Annotated in this window: 25 protein-coding genes; 18 read left to right on the plus strand and 7 right to left on the minus strand. The window is 34.1% G+C overall.

Going from position 1 to position 23,623, the window contains the following annotated elements:
- The first annotated feature begins 39 nt into the window (after nucleotides 1–39).
- The 5 genes from E0F89_RS03420 to E0F89_RS03440 all read left to right on the plus strand — a co-directional run bounded on the left by E0F89_RS03420 (nucleotide 40) and on the right by E0F89_RS03440 (nucleotide 4,685).
- Nucleotides 40–795, plus strand: a complete 756-nt coding sequence (locus tag E0F89_RS03420) for a hypothetical protein (protein WP_131908445.1) — start codon at nucleotides 40–42, stop codon at nucleotides 793–795.
- Nucleotides 792–1,295 carry a DUF6702 family protein gene (locus E0F89_RS03425; protein ID WP_131908446.1) on the plus strand — a complete coding sequence of 168 codons (504 nt, stop codon included), beginning with the start codon at nucleotides 792–794 and terminating at the stop codon, nucleotides 1,293–1,295. Before E0F89_RS03420 ends, E0F89_RS03425 begins: the two co-directional genes overlap by 4 nt.
- Before the next feature lie 64 nt (nucleotides 1,296–1,359).
- Complete coding sequence (locus E0F89_RS03430; RefSeq protein WP_131908447.1) at nucleotides 1,360–3,603, plus strand: M1 family metallopeptidase; 2,244 nt, start codon at nucleotides 1,360–1,362, stop codon at nucleotides 3,601–3,603.
- Nucleotides 3,604–3,714: 111 nt separating this feature from the next.
- On the plus strand, nucleotides 3,715–4,116 hold the full coding sequence (locus tag E0F89_RS03435; protein ID WP_131908663.1) for a twin-arginine translocase TatA/TatE family subunit: 402 nt from the start codon (nucleotides 3,715–3,717) through the stop codon (nucleotides 4,114–4,116).
- Nucleotides 4,116–4,685, plus strand: coding sequence for a phosphatase PAP2 family protein (locus E0F89_RS03440; protein WP_131908448.1), 570 nt, complete (start codon nucleotides 4,116–4,118; stop codon nucleotides 4,683–4,685). The genes E0F89_RS03435 and E0F89_RS03440 overlap by 1 nt, the downstream gene beginning before the upstream one ends.
- A gap of 103 nt (nucleotides 4,686–4,788) precedes the next feature.
- On the opposite strand, the gene E0F89_RS03445 is transcribed toward E0F89_RS03440, so the two are convergent.
- Genes E0F89_RS03445 through E0F89_RS03455 form a run of 3 tightly spaced genes read right to left on the minus strand, consistent with a single transcriptional unit; the run spans nucleotide 4,789 to nucleotide 5,973 of the window.
- Nucleotides 4,789–5,430 (minus strand): O-methyltransferase, encoded by a 642-nt coding sequence (locus E0F89_RS03445; RefSeq protein ID WP_131908449.1) that lies wholly within the window; start codon nucleotides 5,428–5,430, stop codon nucleotides 4,789–4,791.
- Nucleotides 5,430–5,729 carry a type II toxin-antitoxin system RelE/ParE family toxin gene (locus tag E0F89_RS03450; protein WP_131908450.1) on the minus strand — a complete coding sequence of 100 codons (300 nt, stop codon included), beginning with the start codon at nucleotides 5,727–5,729 and terminating at the stop codon, nucleotides 5,430–5,432. Before E0F89_RS03450 ends, E0F89_RS03445 begins: the two co-directional genes overlap by 1 nt.
- Nucleotides 5,722–5,973, minus strand: coding sequence for a hypothetical protein (locus tag E0F89_RS03455; RefSeq protein WP_131908451.1), 252 nt, complete (start codon nucleotides 5,971–5,973; stop codon nucleotides 5,722–5,724). The genes E0F89_RS03450 and E0F89_RS03455 overlap by 8 nt, the downstream gene beginning before the upstream one ends.
- A 92-nt stretch (nucleotides 5,974–6,065) precedes the next feature.
- Between E0F89_RS03455 and rlmN the strand changes: the two genes are divergently transcribed.
- From rlmN to dnaG, 6 genes are all read left to right on the plus strand, one after another.
- Nucleotides 6,066–7,109 carry a 23S rRNA (adenine(2503)-C(2))-methyltransferase RlmN gene (gene rlmN, locus E0F89_RS03460; protein ID WP_131908452.1) on the plus strand — a complete coding sequence of 348 codons (1,044 nt, stop codon included), beginning with the start codon at nucleotides 6,066–6,068 and terminating at the stop codon, nucleotides 7,107–7,109.
- A 78-nt stretch (nucleotides 7,110–7,187) separates the two neighbouring features.
- Nucleotides 7,188–8,165, plus strand: coding sequence for a polyprenyl synthetase family protein (locus E0F89_RS03465; protein WP_131908453.1), 978 nt, complete (start codon nucleotides 7,188–7,190; stop codon nucleotides 8,163–8,165).
- Nucleotides 8,166–8,373: 208 nt separating this feature from the next.
- The gene (locus E0F89_RS03470; protein WP_131908454.1) at nucleotides 8,374–8,934 is read left to right on the plus strand and encodes an RNA polymerase sigma factor; all 561 of its coding nucleotides are present in this window, start codon (nucleotides 8,374–8,376) and stop codon (nucleotides 8,932–8,934) included.
- Entirely contained in the window at nucleotides 8,921–9,646 is a 726-nt protein-coding gene (locus E0F89_RS03475; RefSeq protein ID WP_131908455.1) for a hypothetical protein, read from the plus strand. The genes E0F89_RS03470 and E0F89_RS03475 overlap by 14 nt, the downstream gene beginning before the upstream one ends.
- 34 nt (nucleotides 9,647–9,680) lie before the next feature.
- A complete protein-coding gene (locus tag E0F89_RS03480; RefSeq protein WP_131908456.1) occupies nucleotides 9,681–11,276 on the plus strand; it encodes a hypothetical protein in 1,596 nt (531 codons plus the stop codon).
- A gap of 133 nt (nucleotides 11,277–11,409) precedes the next feature.
- Nucleotides 11,410–13,392, plus strand: a complete 1,983-nt coding sequence (dnaG, locus tag E0F89_RS03485; RefSeq protein WP_131908457.1) for a DNA primase — start codon at nucleotides 11,410–11,412, stop codon at nucleotides 13,390–13,392.
- 157 nt (nucleotides 13,393–13,549) lie between these two features.
- On the opposite strand, the gene E0F89_RS03490 is transcribed toward dnaG, so the two are convergent.
- Together E0F89_RS03490 and nadE are read right to left on the minus strand one after the other, a co-directional pair.
- A complete protein-coding gene (locus E0F89_RS03490; RefSeq protein ID WP_131908458.1) occupies nucleotides 13,550–14,179 on the minus strand; it encodes a response regulator transcription factor in 630 nt (209 codons plus the stop codon).
- A 97-nt stretch (nucleotides 14,180–14,276) separates the two neighbouring features.
- Complete coding sequence (nadE, locus tag E0F89_RS03495) at nucleotides 14,277–15,074, minus strand: NAD(+) synthase (RefSeq protein WP_131908459.1); 798 nt, start codon at nucleotides 15,072–15,074, stop codon at nucleotides 14,277–14,279.
- A gap of 100 nt (nucleotides 15,075–15,174) precedes the next feature.
- Between nadE and gldB the strand changes: the two genes are divergently transcribed.
- Nucleotides 15,175–16,131: a gliding motility lipoprotein GldB gene (gene gldB, locus E0F89_RS03500; RefSeq protein WP_131908460.1), complete on the plus strand. Its 957-nt coding sequence runs from the start codon at nucleotides 15,175–15,177 to the stop codon at nucleotides 16,129–16,131.
- Entirely contained in the window at nucleotides 16,131–16,466 is a 336-nt protein-coding gene (gene gldC, locus E0F89_RS03505; RefSeq protein WP_091165314.1) for a gliding motility protein GldC, read from the plus strand. The genes gldB and gldC overlap by 1 nt, the downstream gene beginning before the upstream one ends.
- A gap of 77 nt (nucleotides 16,467–16,543) precedes the next feature.
- Here gldC and yihA read toward each other — a convergent pair whose 3' ends face one another.
- Entirely contained in the window at nucleotides 16,544–17,164 is a 621-nt protein-coding gene (yihA, locus tag E0F89_RS03510) for a ribosome biogenesis GTP-binding protein YihA/YsxC (RefSeq protein WP_131908461.1), read from the minus strand.
- A gap of 25 nt (nucleotides 17,165–17,189) precedes the next feature.
- Complete coding sequence (locus E0F89_RS03515) at nucleotides 17,190–17,969, minus strand: alpha/beta fold hydrolase (protein WP_131908462.1); 780 nt, start codon at nucleotides 17,967–17,969, stop codon at nucleotides 17,190–17,192.
- Between the two features lie 382 nt (nucleotides 17,970–18,351).
- Here E0F89_RS03515 and mraZ point away from each other — a divergent pair, with 382 nt between their 5' ends.
- From mraZ to E0F89_RS03540, 5 genes are all read left to right on the plus strand, one after another.
- Nucleotides 18,352–18,825 (plus strand): division/cell wall cluster transcriptional repressor MraZ, encoded by a 474-nt coding sequence (gene mraZ, locus E0F89_RS03520; RefSeq protein ID WP_131908463.1) that lies wholly within the window; start codon nucleotides 18,352–18,354, stop codon nucleotides 18,823–18,825.
- Complete coding sequence (gene rsmH, locus E0F89_RS03525) at nucleotides 18,800–19,708, plus strand: 16S rRNA (cytosine(1402)-N(4))-methyltransferase RsmH (protein WP_207915771.1); 909 nt, start codon at nucleotides 18,800–18,802, stop codon at nucleotides 19,706–19,708. The genes mraZ and rsmH overlap by 26 nt, the downstream gene beginning before the upstream one ends.
- Before the next feature lie 105 nt (nucleotides 19,709–19,813).
- Entirely contained in the window at nucleotides 19,814–20,164 is a 351-nt protein-coding gene (locus E0F89_RS03530) for an FtsL-like putative cell division protein (protein ID WP_131908465.1), read from the plus strand.
- Complete coding sequence (locus E0F89_RS03535; protein WP_131908466.1) at nucleotides 20,155–22,158, plus strand: penicillin-binding protein; 2,004 nt, start codon at nucleotides 20,155–20,157, stop codon at nucleotides 22,156–22,158. Before E0F89_RS03530 ends, E0F89_RS03535 begins: the two co-directional genes overlap by 10 nt.
- Nucleotides 22,155–23,618 (plus strand): UDP-N-acetylmuramoyl-L-alanyl-D-glutamate--2,6-diaminopimelate ligase, encoded by a 1,464-nt coding sequence (locus E0F89_RS03540; RefSeq protein WP_131908467.1) that lies wholly within the window; start codon nucleotides 22,155–22,157, stop codon nucleotides 23,616–23,618. The genes E0F89_RS03535 and E0F89_RS03540 overlap by 4 nt, the downstream gene beginning before the upstream one ends.
- Nucleotides 23,619–23,623 lie beyond the last annotated feature (5 nt).

The raw sequence follows: 23,623 nt of genomic DNA on the forward strand, positions 1-23,623 counted from the left end.
GATGTTTTCAATTTCTAATATTTATAATACAACTTCAAAATGAAAACTAAAATAATAATTCTATGTTTAATTTTCTTTAGCCAATTTTCTTTTGGTCAAAATGAAAATCGGAAGTCATTACATGGCCAATTTATAAATGAAGCCACAGTTGTAGATAATGGTTATGTTGTTAATTTAAATTCAAAAAAAAGAACCTTTATAAGTACTCAGGGGTTTTTTGATATTTTGGCGAAAGCCAAAGACACGCTACTGGTTTCAAGTCCTTCTTTTAAGTCAAAAAAAATTGTGATTCAAGACAATGATTTTTCAAAACCATTGTATGTGGTAAGTTTAGAAACACAAACGACACTATTAAAAGAAGTGATCGTGAAACGAAAAACAGAAATAAAACCGGCAATTGGAAGTTCACAACGAATTGTAGACACGCAATTTTTTGATGATGAGAAATCCTCACCGATTAACAGAACCATGCCTTCAGACGGAACCATAGAAAATGGAATGGATTTTGTTAGAATGTATAAAATGGTTTCAAAACTGTTTAAGAGTGAGTCAGCAGAAAAAGCGAGTTCAGGTCCCGAAGCAAATTTCTCAGAAGTGGTTTCAAAAGGAATTGACAGCTATTTTTTTACCAATACCTTGAATTTGAAAAAGGAACAAATCGGACTATTTTTGCAATATTGCGAAAATGATCCAAAATCAAAAAATCTTCTGAAACAAGAAGACGAATTTTTACTTATTGATTTTTTAATCACCAAGAACGAAGAATTTAAAAGAATTACTACATTACAAAAATGAAAAAAACAATCTTAATTACTTTTTTTGGGTTACTATTTTTAACGCTAACATCTTTTAGTGTACATAAATTTTATGTGGCGTTGTATCAGGTGAATTACGCTCCTGAAAAGAAGATGCTTCAAATCACAGCCCGGATATTCGTAGATGATTTGAATAGTGCTGTTGGAAAAAAGTACAGTAAAAAAATCAATTTAGGTTCCGAAAATGAAACTATTGAAGATGTGAATCTTCTGAAAAAATATTTTAGTGAAAAATTTTACCTAAAGGTAAATGGTCAAACTAAACCCCTACATTTTTTAAGTAAAGAAATGGAAGGCGATGTACTTATCTGTTACTTCAATATGAGAGATATCCCAAAAGTTAATTCTCTGGAAATCTTTAATTCAATTATAATTGAAGGCAATTCAGAACAACAAAATATTATGCATTTTAATGTACTGGGCACGAAAAATACATTGCTTTTTACAGAGTCTACATCCAAGGGAATGTTAAAATATTAATTAATTTAGATACATCTACTTAAAATTATTATTTTCACACACTGAAATAACCATTTCTTTACCTATGAAAAAATTATCTTTACTATTATTTTTCCCTGCATTATTGTTTGCACAGGAAAAAACGGCGCCAGTCACTCCAAAACCAACTGGAAAGTACGACACCAATAAGTTTAGTCAAATGTATGATTTGTTAGCCACGCCTAACATGTTTCGTACCGCTTCAGGAGCTCCAGGCCCGGCTTATTACCAACAACAAGCTGATTATAAAATCAATATTGAGCTTGATGATAAAAATTCTAAATTAAGTGGTTCAGAAACCGTTACGTATTATAATAATTCTCCTGATACTTTAGAATATTTATGGGTGCAGTTAGATCAAAATCAAGCTGCTAAAAACTCACAAACTCCATTGGCGGAAAGCCAAAGAATGGAGCAGGTTTTTCCAGCGGGAGGTTTTGCTAATAAATTTTTAAAACAAGAATTAGAGCGCGGATTCAATATTGAGTTTGTTAAAGATGCCAAAGGAAATCCATTGTCGTATACCATCAATCAAACAATGATGCGTATCAACTTAGCAACACCAATGAAACCTGGCGAGAAGTTTTCTTTTGCAATCAAATGGTCTTACAATATCAACAACTATAGAGCGGAAGGCGGTCGTTCAGGATATGAATTATTCGAAAAAGACGGCAACAAATTATATGTAATCGCTCAATTCTACCCTAGAATGGCGGTTTATAATGATGTTGAAGGATGGCAGAATATGCAGTTTTGGGGAACGGGAGAGTTTACTTTGCCTTTTGGAAATTTTGATGTAAATATCACCGTACCTGCAGATCATGTTATGGAAGCAACAGGAGAGCTGATGAATAGAAGCGAAGTGTTCACTCCGGAACAAGTGAAAAGATATGAATTAGCCATGAAATCATACGATAATCCAGTTGTGATTGTTACGCAAGCGGAAGCGGAAGCAAACGAAAAAGGATTTTCTGACAAGAAAAAAACATGGAAATTTAGCGCTAAAAACGTAAGAGATTTTGGTATTGCCACTTCCAGAAAATTCATTTATGATGCAATGGCCGTTAAATTAAGTGAGAAAACAGTTATGGCAATTTCAGTTTATCCTAAAGAAGCAAATCCGCTTTGGGGAGAAACATCAACTAGAACAGTAGCACATACCTTAAAAAGTTATTCCGCTCATACATTCGATTATCCTTATCCAAAAGCAGTTTCAGTATCTGCAGAAGATCAAGGTATGGAGTATCCAATGATTTGCTGGAATTATGGTCGTCCTGACGAAAAAGGTGTGACCAGCGAACGTATTAAAAACGGTATGATTGGAGTAGTAGTGCATGAAGTAGGACACAATTTTTTTCCTATGATTGTCAATTCTGATGAGCGTCAGTGGTCTTGGATGGATGAAGGTTTAAACACTTTCATGCAATACATGGCTGAGCAGGAAATGGGAACAAACTTTCCTTCCAGTCGTGGTCCAGCAAGTAAAATTGTTCCTTACATGAGTGGTGATCAAAAATTCTTGGAGCCTATTATGTCTAACTCTGAAACAATAGTTCAGTTTGGTGCAAACGCTTATGGCAAGCCGGCGACAGGTTTGAATATTCTTAGAGAAACGATCATGGGCAGAGAGTTATTTGATCATGCGTTCAAAGTATATGCAAACAGATGGAAATTCAAACATCCTACTCCGGAAGACTTTTTTAGAACAATGGAAGATGCATCGGCGGTGGATTTAGACTGGTTTTTCAGAGGATGGTTTTACTCAACTGATTTTGTGGATATTGGTGTGAAAGAGGTAAAACAATATTACGTATCTGAGGCTGCAACTAAAGAATTAAAAGATGCTGTCGTTAGAAGAGGACGTTTTGGTCAGGAAAAAGGACCTTTCGTGTATTTAGTTGCTGGAACCAGCGAGGAACTGTCCGCTAAAGAGAAGAAAGCATTAGCTATTTCTGATGTGAATTTATTATCGGAGTATGTAAACAAAAACTTTACAGCTGATGAAAAAACAAAATTAAAATCTCCTAAATATTTCTACGAAGTAGAATTCAACAAACCAGGAGGAATGTTAATGCCAATTATTGTTGAGTTAACGTACGATGATGATTCAAAAGAAACATTTAAATATCCAGCTCAAATTTGGAGAAAAAACAATGATACCGCTAAGAAAGTATATGCAACTGAAAAAGCAATCAAAAAAATCCAAGTCGATCCAAAGTTAGAAACTGCTGATATCGATGTAACCAATAATACTTGGCCTAAAGAAGAAGTAAAATCCAAATTCGACTAGACTAACAAATAGTTAAAAAAAAAGACTCTGAAAAGAGTCTTTTTTTTATGAAAAAATTAAAAGTCAAAGGTTCAAAATTTAATATCTTTGTCACAATCAAAAATAAAATATATGTTTGGTATAGGTGGAGGCGAATTAATTTTTATCATGTTTATAGTGCTTATGCTTTTTGGGTCAGATAAAGTTCCTGAAATTGCCCGAACCATGGGTAAAGCAATGGCGCAATTGAAAAATGCTACTAATGATATTAAAAGTGAAATTCAAAAAGGAGCGGAGGCCAATGGGTTCGATGCGAAAACTTTGACCGATTTCACGGGGAATATTACTTCTGAAATAAATAAAGCAAAGGATAATATATTGGGTGATACTTCTCAATTCACCAATATGTCCCAGAATATTACCACCGAAATTAATAAAGCCAAAGACAGTTTACTGTCAGATACTACAACTCCAATAGAAAGCACTAAAGAAGTAATAGAAGACATTACAGGGCCAATAAAACGTCAGATGTAATGTTAGATAAATTATTGTCTTTAGATGCGGAAATATTCGTGTTTTTAAATGGATTAGGGTCGGAGACCTATGACGGACTTTGGTTACTCATTACCAAACAAAGCAATTGGATTCCTCTTTTTTTAGTTTTGCTCTACGTTATTTTTAAAAATCTAGGAGCAAAACAAACACTGTATTTGCTACTGTTTGTAGCAGTCTTGGTAACATTTACAGATCAATCGGCAAATGTGTTCAAACGAGAATTTCATCGCTTACGTCCTTGTAATAATCCTGAAATCAATTCTTTTATACGCATCGTTCAAATCAGAAATTCATTTAGTTTTTTCTCGGGCCATGCGACAAATTCAATGGCGGTTGCAGCATTTTTATATTTTAATTTCAAAGATAAAATCAAATATTTCGGTTTCTTGTTCTTGTGGCCGCTTATATTTGCTTACAGCAGAATTTATCTTGGTTTGCATTATCCTTTAGACATTTTAGCAGGCTATTTGTTCGGATTTACCTCTGGTTTTGTGTTCTTGAAAGTGTACAAAATAGCACAAGAAAGATATTTTCCGCAACCTACATAGTTAGTAGGAGCAATTTCCTGCTGTCCGCTGTATCCACGCAAAAAAGCGTGGGATGCCGCTCCCATCAGGGCTAGGCAGTTGTTTTCGAAAGGAATATTTGAATTTACAAGACTCTACTCACTGTCAAACCATCACGAATAGGCAGTAAAACCGTTTCTACTCTTGGATCCGTTGCTAATAACTGATTGTATTCCAGCAATATTTTTGTGCTCAAATCTTTAGGGTTCAGTGGTTCCAGAACTTTCCCGCTCCACAACACATTGTCCGATAAAATAATCCCGCCTTTATTCATTTTTGGAACAATCAATTCAAAATAGTTGAGGTAATTTTCTTTATCGGCATCAATAAAAACCAAATCGAATTTTAAGTCAAGCGCCGGAATAATGTCAACTGCTTCTCCTAAATGCTGGAAAATTTGTTCTCCCCAAGGTGATTTGTCAAAATGCTTTCTTTGAAAATCAACTAATTCTTCTTTGATGTCAATCGTATGCAACTGCCCGTTTTCCTGCATTCCTTCGCACAAACACAATGCGGAATAACCAGTATACGTTCCAATTTCCAGAATATTCACAGGCCGAATTAATTTAGACAACATACTCAAAACCCGCCCTTGAAAATGTCCGCTCAACATTCGCGGCAGCAAAATTTTTTGGTAAGTTTCTTTGTTCAGCGCGGCCAGTAAAGCAGGTTCTTTTTCGGAATGTTGTTCGATATAATCTTCTAATTCTTGGGAAATGAAATGCATTATCTTAAACTTTTTATTGGGTCTTGAAAAGTATTGAATATTCTAACAACATAAATGGTGTTGTTATGGAATTGGTAAAGTATTTTGTAATTTCGGATAATGATTCTTCTGCAATCAATTCGGTATTCATCAATTTGAAATTGATCAGGAAAAATTATTGAATTTAAACTTCCGAAAATTTCATCAGTTATTTTGGTGGCAACTAGAACAGAAATGTTTTGTTCTAACGAAAGATAAATATCTTTTAAATCAAGTTTTGCATTTGTAGTCCAGAAAATCGCATAATTAGGATTACTCATTTTTCCAGGTTTTCATTTCTTCAATAAGATTTTCTTGAGAAACTACTCTATTATATTTAATATCTTCTAACCCCTCTTCAACCTTATTATGATATTCTGAGAGTGTTAAGGCATTTCCTTTTGCATCGTATGAAACAATTTCCTTCAAATAATTATCAAAAACCGAAGAAACGATACGCAATAAACGTTCATCGGCATTTTCAATTTGCATTTGAATTTTCTGTTTTAATTCTGGAACTCCCATGTCTATTACTATTATAGTAACAAAGTTACAAAATATAATTTTGAGGGTTAAAAAAAATCAATATAATTCAAAATTGTCATTAAATTTGCACCATGGAAATCGAGAAAAAAGACATACGATCTTTATCAAAAGAACAATTACGAGATTTTTTTGTTGCTAATGGGGATAAAGCCTTTCGTGGTAATCAAGTTTACGAATGGTTGTGGAGCAAAGGCGCACATAGTTTTGAGGATATGACTAATGTTTCTAAAGGAACACGGACTATGCTGGAAACGCATTTTGTTATCAATCATATCAAAGTAGATACGATGCAGCGCAGCGAAGACGGGACCGTGAAAAATGCCGTGCGTTTGCATGATGGTTTGGTGGTCGAATCGGTTTTGATACCTACAAATACCAGAACTACAGCTTGTGTTTCCAGTCAGGTAGGCTGTAGTTTAGATTGTAACTTTTGCGCAACAGCGCGATTGAAAAGAATGCGAAATCTGGAACCAGCCGAAATTTACGATCAGGTTATTGCCATTGATAAAGAAAGCCGTTTGTATCACAATCATCCGTTGTCAAACATAGTTTTTATGGGAATGGGAGAACCACTTATGAACTACAACAATGTGCTGAAGGCAATCGAAATGATTACGTCTCCGGAAGGTTTAGGAATGTCGCCTAAACGTATTATGGTTTCGACTTCGGGAGTTCCTAAAATGATTAAGAAATTAGCTGATGATGATGTGAAATTCAAATTAGCAGTTTCCTTGCATTCAGCAATCGATGAAATTCGCTCCCGAATTATGCCATTTAGTGCTAATTTTCCTTTAGCAGATTTACGGGAATCATTAGAATATTGGTACCGAAAAACCAAAAGCAAAATCTCCTACGAATATGTAGTTTGGAAAGATATCAATGACAATAAAGCTTCAATTGACGCTTTGGTTAAATTTTGTAAATATGTTCCTTGTAAAGTGAATTTGATTGAATACAATCCCATTGATGATGGGGAATTTCAGCAAGCTTCCGAAGAATCAATTAATGCGTATATAAATGCATTGGAAGCAAGCGGCATTGTGGTAAAAGTGCGAAGAAGCCGCGGAAAAGATATTGATGCTGCTTGCGGACAGCTAGCCAACAAAGAAGCATAAAAATTTCTTTTCTAAAAACATTCAAAAGAATGTAAGCTTTTGTAAGATTGCAGGCTAAAATTGTATCTTTGAATTCTAATGAATGTTACTTCACAAATAAAACAGCCCATCTTTGACGAAATGGAACTTTTTGAAAAAAAGTTCTACGAATCGATGACTTCACAAGTGGCTTTGTTAAATAGAATCACCTATTACATCGTCAACAGAAAAGGAAAACAAATGCGTCCGATGTTTGTTTTTCTGACTGCTAAAATGGTTTCTGCCGGTACTGTAAACGAAAGAACCTATCGAGGTGCTTGCGTTATCGAGCTAATTCATACCGCCACATTAGTTCACGATGATGTTGTGGATGACAGCAATCGCAGAAGAGGTTTTTTCTCTCTCAATGCACTATGGAAAAATAAAATTGCTGTTTTAGTTGGGGATTATTTATTATCCAAAGGTTTATTGCTTTCCATAGATAATGGAGATTTTGATTTACTCCGAATTATTTCTGTCGCGGTTCGCGAAATGAGCGAAGGCGAATTACTTCAAATTGAAAAAGCCCGAAGACTCGACATCACAGAAGACATCTACTACGAAATAATTCGGAAAAAGACAGCGACACTTATTGCTGCCTGTTGTGCTCTTGGTGCAAAATCCGTTATTGAAGATGAAGTTCAAGTAGAAAATATGCGCAAGTTTGGAGAACTCATTGGGATGGCTTTTCAAATAAAAGATGATTTATTCGATTATACGGATGAAGCCATTGGGAAACCAACCGGGATTGACATCAAAGAACAAAAAATGACGTTGCCTCTTATTCACGTTTTGAATACGTGTACTTCAAAAGAGAAAACATGGTTGATTAACTCCATTAAAAACCATAATAAAGATAAAAAACGTGTCAAAGAAGTTATTGCTTTTGTAAAAAACAATAACGGTTTGCTTTATGCCGAACAAAAAATGGTTCAATTTCAGCAAGAAGCTCTTTTATTGTTGGATAATTATCCAAATTCGGACTTTAAAGATGCGTTAGTCTTGATGGTCAATTATGTCATTGAAAGAAAAAAATAATTCTTTTTTAAAATATTTTCTCTTCTTACCTATTGATTTTACTGATTTTTTTGATTTTCAATTTATAAAATCAAAAAAATTTCTATGTAAGATGCAACCTTTTTGCATTGTCAATCGTCTATGTTAATAGAGATGAGGTTCAATATTAAAAATCAGTTGCAATAGCAATGAAAAATATTGGAATTGATTTTTGCCATTGAAACTATTTATGAAAGTAATCAACTTACATCAGGAGGAAAATGAATTAATCCATTTGGCTGTCGAAAATAATCGGCCTGCACAACAGCAGATTTATACTCAATTTTCTCCAAAAATGTTAAGCGTTTGCCGCCAATACATAAAAGACATTCATCAGGCCGAAGATATCATGATTACTGCTTTTATGAAAGTGTTTACTAATCTGAAAAATTTTCAACACAAAGGAAGTTTCGAAGGCTGGATTAGAAGAATCATGGTCAATGAATGTATTTCTTTTATCCGAGTTGAAAAAAAACTAAAATATATTGAAGACGAAACCCATTTTGAAGAAAGTTTCAATAATACTGAAAGCCAATTCGCAATAGACGACATTCAATTTTTGATAGACAGTTTACCGGATGGTTACAAAATGGTGTTCAATTTATATGCTATCGAAGGATTCAAGCATCATGAAATTGCTGATATGTTAGGGATTAAGGAAGGAACATCAAAATCGCAATTATCACATGCCAGGAAAATGCTGCAAGCACAGATTAATACCTTAAAAAATTACGAGTATGGAACTGAATAAATTAGATCTTGAAATAAAACAAAAGCTGGAGCAAAGAATTATTCAGCCTTCTGCACAAGCTTGGGATCGATTAGAGACTATGTTAGATTCAGCTGAAAAAACAAAAAGCAAACGCAATATTAATTGGATTTACATTGCTGCGAGTTTTGTAGGTTTTCTACTTGTTTGCACAGTTTTCTTTAATGGATATGAAACTGTAAAAATAGATCCGACTGCTCCAATAGTTTTAGAAGAAAAATCAGATGAGAATAATTTAGAAAAGCCAGAGATGCTACATAAAGACGTTGTATCTAGCCAGATTCAAAAAACAATAACTAAGGAATATAAAGTTGTTGCTGAAAATAATAACGTGAATAAACAGTCGAAAAAACTAAATACTAAAGAAGAGAAATTTTCAAACGGCAATCGATCACGAGAAAATGAAGTTGTGGTTATTGTAGCTGAAAATAAGAATTACCAATCAATAAGCAGCAATAGATACGTTTCAGCAGAAAAATTATTAGCTGAAGTTAGTAATACTAAGTTTGAATCTAAAATTACTGATCTATCAGTTGCAAAAGCTAGAAAGGCTATTTCTGTAAATCCAAATAGTTTATTATCTAGTGCTGAAACAGAATTAAATCAATCATTTCGAGAATCGGCGTTGGATAAATTCAACAAGAATTTTAATGCTATAAAAACAGTTTTAGTCAATAGAAATTACGAAGAATAAATCAAAATCAATCATCAATCAAAAATCGAAAATCATGCAAAAAATTATTTTAATCACTGTACTATTTTTATCTTCCGTTTTAATACAAGTAAATGCGCAAGAAAAAGGCAATTATAAAAATATTTTAGACTGGACGTATTGGCAGCCTGTGTCACCAAATTATGAAAGGAGTGTTGAAAAGGACCCCAAATTCAAAGATGAAGATATTTTAACCATTAAATCGATTAAAAACAAAATCAATGGTTTTGGTACAATCATGAAAACAATAAAACCAGACTTGTACTTAGGGAAAACCGTGAAAATGTCAGGATATTTAAAATGTGAAAATATTAAATCTTGGGCTGGTTTATGGATGCGTGTGGATTACTATGATGTGGCTGTTTTGGCTTTTGATAACATGCAAAAAAATCCCATAAAAGGCACAAAAGATTGGGCTAAATATGAGATTGTCTTGCACGTACCAGCAGATGCAACTTCTATTTCATACGGAGTTTTATTAGATGAAACAGGTCAGGTTTGGTTTAAAGACATTGCACTAGAAATAGTTGATGAAACTACACCTGAAACGGGATTTACTAGAGGAAGAGATCATAAATCAATTCCATTTGAGACCAAAGCCAAAGCAATTGGTAATGAAATTAAATCAATAACTGGCTCAGAAAAAAATGCGTTAAAAAAAGAGATTGAACAAATTGATAACGATCTGGAAAATAGTGTAATTACTAAAGAACAAGCGGATGATTTAAAGTTGAAAAAAGCAGCCGTTCACGCCGCAAATATCGATGCTAAAGTTAGTGTTCAAGAAGAAAAACTCAACCAGCTTATACAAGATAAAGTGGATGGAAAAGTTGAAGACGCTAAGGATCATAGAAGTGGCGGTAGAAAGATTATTTTTGGGACTAATTCTGAGGAACTTGGTCAAAATCAAACGGAATTTAACATTTCTTCGATGAAAGTTTATAATGGTCAGGAAGATAAGGAAGAGCGCCAATCCAAAAGAACTACTTCGCAATTTGTATTAGCAACTGGATTGAATAATGTAGTGACTGACGGCTCTGTTGAAAAATCAGATTTTAGGTATTTGGGTTCTAATTTTTATGAATGGGGAGTAACTTATAATACCCGAATTTTCAAAAACTATAATTTATTGCATGCTAAGTACGGACTTTCAGTGATGTATAATAATTTGCGAGCTACAGATAACAGGTTTTTTGCAGTAAATGGAAATCAAACAAATCTAGAATTGAATGCGGTGGCGCAAGATGATTCCCGTTTCAAGAATGTAAATTTGGTATTTCCTATGCATTTAGAATTTGACTTCACAAAATCTAAAGAAAGAGATGGTAAAACCTATTTTAAAACACACGATAGTTTCCGACTTGGTTTAGGTGGATATGTTGGAACAAATCTAAAATCGAAGCAACTCATTAATTATGATACTGATGGCTATAAGTCAAGAGAAATAACTAAAGGTGATTTTAATGTTGATAATTTTATATACGGATTGAGTACTTACATCGGATATAAATCGACTAGTTTGTACTTGAAATATGATTTGAATCCTTTATTTAAAGATAATACAGTGAAACAAAACAATGTTTCTTTAGGACTGCGTTTTGATTTTAATTAGAAATTGTTTTAGTTAGTTTTATACTTTGAGAGGCACTTTGAAAGAAGTGCTTTTTTTGTTTTTAGATATTGAATTATGAACTTTGATTTGCGTATTTTTGCACACTTTTCAACTATTAAATATTTTATCCAACTTGATTTCAAAAGCCACTATTGATACTGTTTTCGAAACTGCTCGAGTTGAGGAGGTTATTGGTGATTTCGTAAACCTAAAGCGTGCAGGAAGTAACTTCAAGGGATTAAGTCCTTTTTCTGAAGAACGTTCTCCTTCGTTTATGGTTTCGCCAGCTAAAGGAATTTGGAAAGATTTTAGTTCTGGAAAAGGCGGGAACTCCGTGGCTTTCTTAATGGAACATTCCCATTTTACGTATCCGGAAGCCATTCGATACTTAGCTAAAAAATACAATATTGAGATTGAAGAAACGGAACAAACAGACCAAGAGAAAGCAATTACCGATGTTCGGGAAAGTATGTATTTGGTTTCGGAATTTGCAAAAACCTATTTCCACAACACACTTTTAAACTCTGAAGAAGGAAAAGCAATTGGGTACTCTTATTTTAAAGAAAGAGGATTTACGAGTGAGACTATTAAGAAGTTTAGTTTAGGATATTCGCCTGAAAGTTGGGATGCTTTTACGAAAGAAGCCTTAGGCAAAGGATATAAATTAGAATTCTTAGAAAGCACAGGACTTACAATTCCCAGAGATGACAGGCCGTTTGACAGGTTCAAAGGGCGTGTAATGTTTCCTATAGAAAGCATGTCTGGAAGAGTGCTGGGTTTTGGAGGTCGTATTCTTACCAATGATAAAAAGGCGGCAAAATACCTGAATTCCCCTGAAAGTGAAATTTATCATAAAAGCAAAGTGTTGTATGGTATTTTTCAAGCCAAACAATCCATCGCAAAATTAAATAATTGTTATTTGGTTGAAGGATATACGGATGTAATTCAGTTCAATCAATCTGGAATAGAGAACGTTGTTTCTTCTTCTGGAACGGCGTTAACACCTGACCAAATCCGATTAATAAATAGATTAACAAAGAATATAACGGTACTTTTTGACGGAGATGCTGCAGGTTTACGGGCATCTGTTCGAGGAATCGATTTGATTCTTGAGGAAGGGATGAATGTAAAGGTTTGTACTTTTCCTGATGGCGAAGATCCGGACAGCTTTGCCAAAAAAACATCGTATGAGGATTTAGTTTTATATCTGGAAAATAACGCCAAAGATTTTATTCAGTTCAAGGCCTCGCTTTTGATGAATGAAGCCAAGAATGATCCTATCAAAAAAGCCGACTTAATTCGGGATATGGTGGTAAGTATTTCGAAAATTCCGGACAGAATTCAGCGTGAAATTTATATTCAGGAATGTTCTCGAATTATGGATATTTCGGAGCAGGTTTTACAAAGTACCTTAGCACAATTAGTACAAAAAGAGGGTATTGAAGTAGGAAAAAAGCAGAAGCAAGAGCAAGTGCAAAATGCTTTTGATTATGTAAAAAATGAACAGACAGATGAGACGGACAAAGTGGATTCTCTGTATCGCTTTGAACGCAAAATAATAGAAATACTTTTACTCTATGGCAATAAAACAGAAAAATTTGAAGAAGTCCTGTTAAAGTCAAATAGTGATGGAGAAATTATAGATGTCACTGAAATCAAGGAATTGAAAGTTTTTCAGAAAATTTATTTAAGTTTACAAGATGATGAAGTAGAGTTTGCAAGTCCTATATTTAGAGATATTTATAAGAATTTAATAGATTTTTATTTGCAAAATGAGGATTCCGGACTTGAAAAATATATAAATCATATTCAGTCTGGAATTCCAGATGAAGTGACTAATATTATAATGGAGGATGAGAAAAACGTCTTGCATAATTGGATAGGCCAAAATATTTTTCCAAAAACCAAAGAAGAAATGTTAAATCAGGATGTTTCGGATACATTACTTACTTTAAGATGGTTTTTGGTTAGCGAAATCATTGAAGAGTTGAAAAATTCAGTCTCTAATGAGCCAGATTCGGATAATATGGAGTCATTGTCTTTAGTGATGAATTATATCGAGTTAAGAGGAAAATTTTCAAAAAAATTAGGAAGAGTTGTGGTACGTTACCATTAAAAAACATAATTTTTTTACCTCGCAAGATCGAGGAAATAGAAAGCTCTGTATTGTCTGAACATATTTCAGACAATACAGAGCTTTGAACACTATTGATTAAAATTAAATTAATCCATACTTTTTCTAAAAAATCAACACTAATAATATGTTGATACTACTAAACGATCTCTAACTTTTTAGCTTTGTCCACTAAATCTACCAGATTAGTAACGTTTAGTTTGGTAAGTAATCGCAATTTGTAAGTACTGATCGTTTTTTCGTTGAGTTTTAAAATATCAGCGATTTCATGATTCTTTTTACCTCCACTTAAGTAACGTAATACTTCAACCTCTCGGTTGGAAAGCTTGCGGTACAGACGTTCGCTTTTAGTTTGTTTGGCAATCAAGGCTAGATTTTTCTTCACGGTTTCGTTCATGATTATCTTTCCTTGGGAGACTTTAATAATCGAAATCCCTAAAGTTTCTAACTTTTCGGATTTATGCACAAAGCCAGAAACTCCAGCTTTTATGGCATTTGGCGCATAAATTTGTTCTGAAAGACCACTGAAGATAATGATTTTAGTTTTTGGAAAATTTTTCAAGACTGCTTTAACCTCAAAAATACTGGCAAGTCCTTCGAGTTCCAAATCTAATATTAACACATCAATGTCTTTTGTTAAAAGTATATCCCTTACCATTAAAAAGTTACCTACATTGGCAACTATAGAAATGTCTGCATGATCTTTAAAGTAAGATTTTACTCCAAAATGCACAACAGGATAATTATCGGCTATACATACTTTAATCATAATTTTAAATTTTTAGAATTGTTTGTAATTGGAAATGTAAAATTAATAAATAAATTCTGTAATTAATTGTAAATCAATATAAAATATTACTTCTTTATCATTTTGTGATAAAACATACTGGAATTGCTAGCATTTTATGTTGATTAATAGTGTTTAATCGTTTATAAATTTCGAAAACAATTTTTTCCCGTCCAAAATAGTCTTCAGCTGACTTTCCAGCTTCATTTTCAAGCATTGCCCATTCTAATTCATCATAACTGGCACCTAATTGATCTTCATCAGTTCTGTCGTCACCAAATAATCCGTCTGTTGGAGAAGCGTTTAAAATAGACTCCGGAATTTTCAAATAACGGCCTAATAGATAAACTTCTGATTTCATTAAATCAGCGATTGGACTTAAATCTACTCCGCCGTCACCATATTTTGTATAAAAACCTACGCCAAAATCCTCTACTTTATTACCTGTTCCTGCAACTAGTAAACCATGGATTCCTGCAAAGTAGTAAAGTGTGGTCATTCTTAATCTTGCTCTGGTATTTGCAAGTGAAAGTTGGACTGTGGCTGTATCTGAATCATCAGGAACTGCTTTTTTAAACGTCTCAAAAACACCGGTTAAATCAGCTTCAGTGTTGGAAACGTTAGGAAATCTTTGTTTTAGTTGTTCAATATGTTTGCGTCCTCGGGTTACGTGACTTGGTGCTTGATGAATAGGCATTTCAACACATAAAACCTTTAATCCTGTTTGTGCACATAATGTTGAGGTCACTGCCGAATCTACTCCACCGGAAATACCTATTACAAATCCATTTACTTTTGCATTTTCAGCATATGTTTTTAACCAGTTTACAATTTGAGTATTTACTTTTTCAACTTGGATTGCACTTTTTTTAGTCATAATAGTTTACGTTTTAAAAAGCAGGAATGTATATTTGCAAAATCATTTCGTCATGCATTCGTTTCCTAGGATTCTTTGGAAACAAATTTAATTAATATATATGAAAAAATATCTGTTTCTTGTAGTCTTATGTCTCGTTATTTTTTCTTGTGATAAGAAAACTAAAGTTGAAAGTGCCGTTACAGCGATTCCTTTGGAATTAAAAGTGGAGCGATTTGATAAAATATTTTTTGAAACGCCTCCAAAGGATTTAGAAAAAGTAAAAAAGGAATTCCCGTTTTTTTTTCCTGCAGGTAACGATAATAGCGTTTGGTTAAATAAAATGCAAGATCCAATCTGGAGAGAATTATACACGGAAGTTCAAAAAAAATATGCTGATTTTGAACCTTTCAAATTGGAATTAGAGACGCTTTTTAAACATATAAAATATTATTTTCCGCAAACAAAAACGCCAAAAGTAATTACCATAATCTCTGAAATGGATTACAATAATAAAGCTATTTATGCAGATAGTTTAGTGATTATTTCGCTGGAACTTTATTTAGGAAAAGGGCATAAGTTTTATCAGTTTCCTGATTACTTAAAACAAAATTTTGAGCAAAGACAAATTGCCCCAGATGTAGTTTCGAGTTTTGCGGCACGAAAAATCCCTCCTGTTTTAGAGAAAGATTTACTGAACCAAATGATTTATCACGGAAAGCAATTGTATTTAAAGGATTTACTTTTACCGGAATATACTGATGCCGAAAAAATGGGATATACGCCTGAACAAATAGTATGGTGTCAGGAAAATGAAAGTTATATGTGGCGTTATTTAATTGAAAAAGAAATGCTTTACAGCACTGATCAAAAATTAATTCCTCGATTTATAAATCCGGCGCCGTTTTCTAAATTTTATTTGGAAATTGATAATGAATCCCCGGGACAAGTTGGAGCCTGGATTGGATGGCAAATGGTGCGTTCCTACATGAAAAATAATGAAGTTCCTATTGCTGACTTGCTGAAGACAAGTGCAAAAGAAATATTTGTGAAATCAAAATACAAACCCAAAAAGTAATGTCAAATAAAAATACATCAGAAATTAAGTTTCTAATTGAGTTAGATGAAAATCGTGTGCCGGAAAAATTAATGTGGTCTGCCAAAGACGGCGGAGTAGAACAGGAGGAGGCAAAAGCAATTATGCTGTCGATCTGGGACAGTAAGGCCAAAGAAAGTATGCGTATAGATTTATGGACGAAAGATATGCCGGTTGATGAAATGAAAATTTTCTTTCACCAGACTTTAGTGGCAATGTCCGAAACTTTCAAACGTGCTACAGATGACGAAAAAATGGCCGATACAATGAAAGATTTCTGTGACTATTTTGCGGAGAAATTAGAATTAACAAAATAAAATAGATTCTGTTCTAAAAAAAATCCCAAAACTTAAATTTTTAAGTTTTGGGATTTTTATGCTTTAATAATGAAGTTCTAAAACTGATTGTTATTCTTGAAAACTTCTTGATTTACTTCATCGATATAGGAAAGTAATTCTTCTTTCCCAGTTGATTCTGTCGCTGAGGTTACAAAATAATGCGGCATTTCGGCCCAATTGTTTGCAAACATTTTCTTTTTGTAAGCCGCAATATGCGAATCGATTTTTACTTTACTTATCTTATCTGCTTTGGTGAAAACAATACAAAATGGAATTTCGCTTTCGCCCATGTAGGACATGAATTCAATATCTATAGTTTGTGCCTCATGACGAATGTCAATCAAAACAAATGCACACACTAATTGTTCTCTGGTTTCGAAATAATCAGTAATGAATTCCTGGAAAATAGATTTCGTTTTTTTGGAAACTTTGGCATATCCATATCCTGGTAAATCGACTAAGAACCAATTATTGTTAATAAGAAAATGGTTTATCAATTGTGTTTTTCCGGGTCTTCCCGAAGTTTTAGCTAACTTTTTATGATTGGTCAGCATGTTTATCAAGGAAGATTTCCCAACGTTTGATCGGCCTATAAAAGCGTATTCCGGCAAAAAATCTTTGGGACATTTGGTTACATCGGAGTTGCTGATAACAAATTCGGCGGTATTAATTTTCATTTTTTCTAAGTGTAAAATTCTCTTTTTAAGTCTGATTTACGGCTAAATGCGTATGGGTTAACCAGTCTTCTAACAAATGATTAAATTCGTCTGGACGTTCCATCATGGCCGCATGGCCACATTTGTCAATCCAGTATAGAGTAGAATTGGGTAATAATTTATGAAACTCTTCGGCAACATCCGGAGGTGTAACTTTGTCGTTTTTCCCCCAAATAATGCAGGTTTGAACATGCATTTTCGGCAAATCTTTTGCCATATTATGACGGATAGCACTTTTGGCTATTGTCAATGTTTTGATCAACTTTATTCTATCGTTTACGGATTCGTAAACTTCATCAATCAGTTCTTTTGTAGCTATTTTTGGGTCGTAAAATACGTCTTCCGCTTTTTTTCTAATATATTCATAATCACCTCTTTTTGGGTAACTATCACCCATCGCGCTTTCGTAAAGACCAGAACTTCCCGTAATTACCAGTCCGGCTACTTTTTCAGGATACATTTTAGTATGGTATAAAGCAATATGTCCACCTAAAGAATTTCCTAAAAGTATAACGCGGTCTAAGCCTTTGAAAGTGATGAAATCCTTAACATATTTCGCAAAACTTTTTACATTCGTTTTTAAAATATTCTGGGTGTAAATTGGTAAATCTGGAATAATTATTTTATACCCTTTAGTAGAAAAGTAACTGGCAACCGCGTCAAAGTTGCTAAGTCCTCCCATAAGTCCATGTAAGATGACAATTGGAGTCCCTTCGCCTGCCTCGTAATAGCTGTATCTACCTTCTTTTTTATAGTGTTTTTCCATTTTTTATAAATCCGGATTTTCAATTTTGACAAATATAGGATTTTACAATTAAAAATGAATTTTTACAACATTTTTTAATTGTAAAATATGCTAAAAGATGTTGTAAGGTGCTTTTTTTTATCAAGGTTTAAATGGCAGATATCATTTCTTTTATTTGTTTTATTGTTAGTTTTTAAAACTTAAAATCACACGTATTTTACGCTCTTTTTCTTATAACATTACCTTTCTTACAAATAAAGGAAAAGTTAGCTAAAGTTCTGAATGTCCATAAATTAGGGGTTTTAGGTCAAAAGTGGTTAAACTTATTAACAAAGTGGTATATAGTGGTAAATTGTGGTAGTTTTTTTTATATTTTTGCTCTACACCATTTAATAAATTTTGTTTGGAGACAATAGTTGGAACATACGAATGTAAAGTCGATGCTAAAGGAAGGCTACTTATGCCAGCCCCTTTAAAAAAGCAGCTGGCGACTTCACTTCAAAACGGATTCGTTTTGAAGCGTTCCGTTTTTCAGCCGTGTCTGGAATTATATCCGATGCAGGAATGGGATTTGATGATGCAGCGAATCAATAAACTAAATCGATTCGTGAAGAAAAACAATGACTTTATCCGCAGGTTTACTGCTGGAGTAAAAGTGGTTGAAATTGATGCTTTGGGACGATTATTAGTGCCAAAAGATTTAGTGGTTTTTGCCAAAATTTCAAAAGAGGTAGTGTTCTCTTCAGCTGTAAATATTGTTGAGATTTGGGATAAAGATTTATACGAAAAATCAATAAGCGGTGAAGATGTAGATTTTGCAGATTTAGCCGAAGAAGTAATGGGAAACATAAATGACGACGACAATGGAATATCATAATCCGGTTTTGCTTCAGGCATCAGTAAATGGTTTAAATATAAAGCCTGACGGCATTTATGTAGATGTAACTTTCGGCGGAGGCGGTCATTCAAAAGAGATTTTGAAACGGCTTGGGCCAAACGGAAAGTTATTTGCTTTTGATCAGGATGAAGACGCATTAGCGAATACGCTGCAAGACGAAAGATTTACGCTGATTAATGAAAATTTCCGTTTTATAAAACGGTTTTTACGTTTTTATGGGGTAAAAAATGTGGACGGGATTTTAGCCGATTTAGGAGTTTCGTCCCATCAGTTTGATGTTCCGGAAAGAGGTTTTTCTACTCGTTTTGATGCTGGACTGGATATGCGAATGAGCCAGAAAAACGATTTGAATGCATATCGAGTAGTGAATGAATATGATGAGACGAATTTAAAAAGAGTGTTTTTGGATTATGGTGAATTGAAAAATGCACCTGCTTTAGCTAGAACAATTATAGAGGCCCGAGAGCAGCAGACCATAAAAACAACAGATGACTTGAAAGAGGTTTTGGCGCGTTATTTACCTGAAAGAGTTAAAAATAAAATTTTGGCGCAAATCTATCAGGCGATCCGAATTGAAGTAAATCAGGAAATGGATGTTTTGAAAGAGTTTTTGGAACAGTCGTTAGAAATATTAAATCCGGGCGGAAGACTTAGTGTTATTTCGTACCACTCATTAGAGGACAGGTTAGTAAAAAGGTTTGTCAAAAACGGAATGTTTGAAGGGGAACCTGAACGAGACTTTTTTGGAAATTTTTCTGTGCCATTTAAAACTATTGGAAAATTAATTGTTCCGGATGCCGCTGAAATAAAAGAAAACAATAGAGCCAGAAGTGCGAAATTAAGAATTGCTGAAAAGAAATAATTTCTACCCTATCTCTCCGTATTGGAGTTTTTATCAAGGGAAAACAAATACTAACTTTTAACATCTCGGCCGCCTATCCTTTGGATAGGCCCGGGGAGAAGACAAATGAAAAACGGAGTTTACAGCCTATTAAAAGCGAAGTTTCTGATAAATGATGACGCTGTGAAGAACTGGCGTTTCATCGTTTTTATAATTCTTTTGGCTATTGTTATGATTGCAAATACCCAGCGATTTGAACAAAAAGTATTCATGATCGCTGAGCTGACAAATAAAGTTAAGGAATTGCGCTCAGAATTTGTTGACAGACGTTCAGAGTTAATGAAATTGAAGATGGAATCCACTGTTTCTGAGAAAATGATCGAAAAAGAAATTTTCCCCTCGACAGTTCCTCCAGTAAAAATAAAGGTTAAAAAAGAAGAAAAAGAGAAAAACTTTTTACAAAAAATATGGCAGTAGAAGATAAATACATATCCTACAGAATTTATCTGGTAGCTTTTTTCATCTTTTTGATGGCCATTGCGATTGCTGTTAAGTTGACAAATATTCAGTGGGTTGAAGGTGATTATTACAGAAAATTAGCCAAAGAAAGAACAGTTAGAAATTTTGTGATTCCTGCCAATAAAGGAAATATTTATTCTGCGGATGGAAGCCTTTTGGCCACATCAATTCCGAATTATGAAATACGTTTTGATGCTTTGGCTCCAAAGGCAGAATCCTTCGAAAAAAATGTAAAGTCATTATCCGATTCTTTATCTACAGTTTTAGGAAAGCCTGCCAGCTTTTTTGAAAACGAACTTCGAAAAGCGAGAGCGAATAAAAACAGGTATTATTTGTTAGCCCGTAATTTGAGCTACACGCAGTATTTTAAAATCAAAGGGTTTCCATTGTTTAATTTGGGGGCTTACAAAGGAGGAATTATAATTGAACAGGAAACCGTAAGAGAACATCCGATAGGGAAAATTGCCGAGCGCACTGTAGGTTACGAGCGAACTTCAAATGGTGAATCACTCGAGGGAAAAGGAATTGAATGGGCTTTTAGAAAATATCTGAATGGAAAAGACGGTAAGATTTTAAAACAAAAAATAGCAAAAGGACAGTGGAAACCCATCCGTGACGTTAATGAGGTAGATCCTCAAGATGGCTATGATGTCATATCGACAATTGATGTTTATGTCCAGGATATAGCACATCACGCTTTGCTAAAACAATTGGAATTGTATCAGGCTGAACATGGTTGTGTGGTGGTTATGGAAACTAAAACGGGTCATGTAAAAGCAATTTCAAATCTGGGGAGAGCTAAAGACGGAACCTATTATGAAACTACTAACTATGCGGTAGCCGAATCACACGAGCCGGGTTCTACTTATAAATTAGCAGATTTAATGGCGCTGCTAGAGGATAAAAAAGCGGATACCAGTACTGTTTACGACAGTAAAGGGGGAATCGTGGTGTATTCCGGGAAAAAAGTGCGCGATTCACATGAAGGTGGTTACGGAAAAATTTCTTTGGCGCGAGGCTTTGAAGTTTCTTCAAATACAGTTATGGTTCAGGCGGTATATGATGCGTATAAAGATGAGCCTTTAAAATTTGTAAACCATCTTAACAATTTCGGATTAAATAAACCATTAGGACTATCGATTAAAGGCGAAGGAAGACCTTATATTCCGCAGCCAAGTGATAAAAATTGGTCAAATATTTCGCTTCCGTGGATGGCTTTTGGATATGGCGTTTCTATCACTCCTATGCAAACTTTAGCTTTTTATAATGCAGTTGCCAATAATGGTGAAATGGTTAAACCTCAATTTGTTTCTGAAATAAAAGAATGGAACAGAACCATCAAAAAATACGAAAAAGAAGTTTTGAATCCGAGAATTTGTTCCCCACAAACTATTGCAAAATTAAGAGCAGTTCTGGCAAATGTTGTAAAAAAGGGAACAGGTTCAAAATTATATTCTAAAGATTTTTCAATGGCGGGAAAAACAGGAACGGCACAGGTGAATTACGGAAAGGCAGGAGGAGCAGGAAAATATTATGCTTCCTCTTTTGTGGGTTATTTCCCGGCAGACAAACCAATGTATTCTTGTATAGTTGTCGTGCATAAACCAAGTACAGCGCTGAATAATTATTATGGTGCGGATGTGGCAGGGCCAGTTTTTAAGAGGATCGCTCAGAAGATTTTTACTGATGCACCATCGACAAATGAGATTAAAAACTTAGACAAGAAAATTCCTAAACAAGAAAGCAATTACGATTCCTATTTTGTTAAATCAAATAAGAACCAAAAGTTAATTCCAAATCTAAAAGGGATGTCAGGTATGGATGCTGTAGCTTTATTAGGGAATTTGGGTATCAAAGTAAAGGTAATAGGAATTGGAAAAGTTAAAAAACAGTCGTTAGAAGCGGGACAAGTTTTAGAAAAAAATAGAACGATACTATTGGAATTATCATGAGTATACTAAAAGACATATTATACAAAGTAGCTATCGAAGCTGTAAAAGGTTCGACGGATATTGCTGTAAACAAAATGGATTTTGATTCTAGAAAAATCGAGTCAAATGATGTTTTTGTGGCTATTCGTGGTTCCATTTCAGATGGTCATGATTTTATTGAAAAAGCAATTCAGCTGGGAGCAGTTGCTATTGTATGCGACACATTTCCTGAAAATATTGCCAAAGGAATTACTTATGTTCAGGTGAAAGATACGAATTCGGCCTTAGCATTTATGGCTGCAAATTATTTCGGAAATCCTTCACAAAACTTGAAATTGGTTGGAATAACAGGAACAAACGGTAAAACTACAATTGCTTCTTTATTGTACCAATTGTTTAAAAAAGCAGGTTTTAAAGTAGGATTGCTTTCGACAGTTAAAATATTAGTTGACGAAATAGAATACAAAGCGACACATACGACGCCAGATTCGATTACAATAAATCATTATCTGAAAGAAATGGTCGAAAACGGTGTTGAATACTGTTTTATGGAAGTGAGTTCGCATGGAATTCACCAAAAAAGAACGGAAGCATTGCATTTCGTAGGTGGAATTTTCACCAATTTGTCTCACGACCATTTGGATTATCATCCAACTTTTGCAGAATACAGAGATGTAAAAAAATTATTCTTTGATCATTTGCCTAAAACAGCCTTTGCATTGACCAATATTGATGATAAAAATGGAACGGTAATGTTGCAGAATACTGCGGCCAAAAAATTGACTTACGCTTTAAAATCGTATGCCGATTACAAGGCTCAAATTTTGGAAAATCAATTGTCAGGTCTGTTGTTGAAAATAAACGGAAATGAAGTTTGGGTAAAACTAATCGGAACATTTAACGCCTATAATTTATTGGCTATATATGGAACTGCGATTGAATTGGGGATGGAAAGTCTTGAGGTACTTCGATTGTTATCTGATTTAGAAAGTGTTTCGGGGCGGTTCCAATATATTGTTTCGGCTTCAAATATTACGGCAATTGTGGATTATGCGCACACACCGGATGCTTTGGAAAATGTGCTGAAAACAATTAATGATATCCGTACTAAAAATGAGCAACTAATTACAGTTGTAGGTTGCGGAGGAAATAGAGACAAAACTAAGCGACCAATTATGGCTGGTATTGCATCGGACTTGAGTGATAAAGCAATTTTTACTTCGGATAATCCAAGAAATGAAGATCCGGAAGTAATTATTACGGAGATGGAACAAGGGGTTGCTCCTCAGAATTATAAAAAAGTGTTGACCATTACTGATAGAAAACAAGCTATAAAAACGGCATGTCAATTGGCTCAGCCAAATGATATTATCTTAATTGCAGGAAAAGGACATGAAACATATCAGGAGATAAATGGAATTCGCCATGATTTTGATGATATGAAAATAGTTAAAGAGATATTAGATCAACTCCATAAATAGAGAAA

Source organism: Flavobacterium caseinilyticum, from assembly GCF_004349085.1.
GTDB lineage: Bacteria > Bacteroidota > Bacteroidia > Flavobacteriales > Flavobacteriaceae > Flavobacterium > Flavobacterium caseinilyticum.

What these genes read in the sequence shown, in the direction of transcription:
- E0F89_RS03420 (WP_131908445.1), top strand. Translation starts at nt 40, where the DNA reads ATGAAAACTAAAATAATAATTCTATGTTTAATTTTCTTTAGCCAATTT.
- E0F89_RS03425 (WP_131908446.1), top strand. Translation starts at nt 792, where the DNA reads ATGAAAAAAACAATCTTAATTACTTTTTTTGGGTTACTATTTTTAACG.
- E0F89_RS03430 (WP_131908447.1), top strand. Translation starts at nt 1,360, where the DNA reads ATGAAAAAATTATCTTTACTATTATTTTTCCCTGCATTATTGTTTGCA.
- E0F89_RS03435 (WP_131908663.1), top strand. Translation starts at nt 3,715, where the DNA reads ATGTTTGGTATAGGTGGAGGCGAATTAATTTTTATCATGTTTATAGTG.
- E0F89_RS03440 (WP_131908448.1), top strand. Translation starts at nt 4,116, where the DNA reads ATGTTAGATAAATTATTGTCTTTAGATGCGGAAATATTCGTGTTTTTA.
- E0F89_RS03445 (WP_131908449.1), bottom strand. Translation starts at nt 5,430, where the DNA reads ATGCATTTCATTTCCCAAGAATTAGAAGATTATATCGAACAACATTCC.
- E0F89_RS03450 (WP_131908450.1), bottom strand. Translation starts at nt 5,729, where the DNA reads ATGAGTAATCCTAATTATGCGATTTTCTGGACTACAAATGCAAAACTT.
- E0F89_RS03455 (WP_131908451.1), bottom strand. Translation starts at nt 5,973, where the DNA reads ATGGGAGTTCCAGAATTAAAACAGAAAATTCAAATGCAAATTGAAAAT.
- rlmN (WP_131908452.1), top strand. Translation starts at nt 6,066, where the DNA reads ATGGAAATCGAGAAAAAAGACATACGATCTTTATCAAAAGAACAATTA.
- E0F89_RS03465 (WP_131908453.1), top strand. Translation starts at nt 7,188, where the DNA reads ATGAATGTTACTTCACAAATAAAACAGCCCATCTTTGACGAAATGGAA.
- E0F89_RS03470 (WP_131908454.1), top strand. Translation starts at nt 8,374, where the DNA reads ATGAAAGTAATCAACTTACATCAGGAGGAAAATGAATTAATCCATTTG.
- E0F89_RS03475 (WP_131908455.1), top strand. Translation starts at nt 8,921, where the DNA reads ATGGAACTGAATAAATTAGATCTTGAAATAAAACAAAAGCTGGAGCAA.
- E0F89_RS03480 (WP_131908456.1), top strand. Translation starts at nt 9,681, where the DNA reads ATGCAAAAAATTATTTTAATCACTGTACTATTTTTATCTTCCGTTTTA.
- E0F89_RS03490 (WP_131908458.1), bottom strand. Translation starts at nt 14,179, where the DNA reads ATGATTAAAGTATGTATAGCCGATAATTATCCTGTTGTGCATTTTGGA.
- nadE (WP_131908459.1), bottom strand. Translation starts at nt 15,074, where the DNA reads ATGACTAAAAAAAGTGCAATCCAAGTTGAAAAAGTAAATACTCAAATT.
- gldB (WP_131908460.1), top strand. Translation starts at nt 15,175, where the DNA reads ATGAAAAAATATCTGTTTCTTGTAGTCTTATGTCTCGTTATTTTTTCT.
- gldC (WP_091165314.1), top strand. Translation starts at nt 16,131, where the DNA reads ATGTCAAATAAAAATACATCAGAAATTAAGTTTCTAATTGAGTTAGAT.
- yihA (WP_131908461.1), bottom strand. Translation starts at nt 17,164, where the DNA reads ATGAAAATTAATACCGCCGAATTTGTTATCAGCAACTCCGATGTAACC.
- E0F89_RS03515 (WP_131908462.1), bottom strand. Translation starts at nt 17,969, where the DNA reads ATGGAAAAACACTATAAAAAAGAAGGTAGATACAGCTATTACGAGGCA.
- rsmH (WP_207915771.1), top strand. Translation starts at nt 18,800, where the DNA reads ATGACGACGACAATGGAATATCATAATCCGGTTTTGCTTCAGGCATCA.
- E0F89_RS03530 (WP_131908465.1), top strand. Translation starts at nt 19,814, where the DNA reads ATGAAAAACGGAGTTTACAGCCTATTAAAAGCGAAGTTTCTGATAAAT.
- E0F89_RS03535 (WP_131908466.1), top strand. Translation starts at nt 20,155, where the DNA reads ATGGCAGTAGAAGATAAATACATATCCTACAGAATTTATCTGGTAGCT.
- E0F89_RS03540 (WP_131908467.1), top strand. Translation starts at nt 22,155, where the DNA reads ATGAGTATACTAAAAGACATATTATACAAAGTAGCTATCGAAGCTGTA.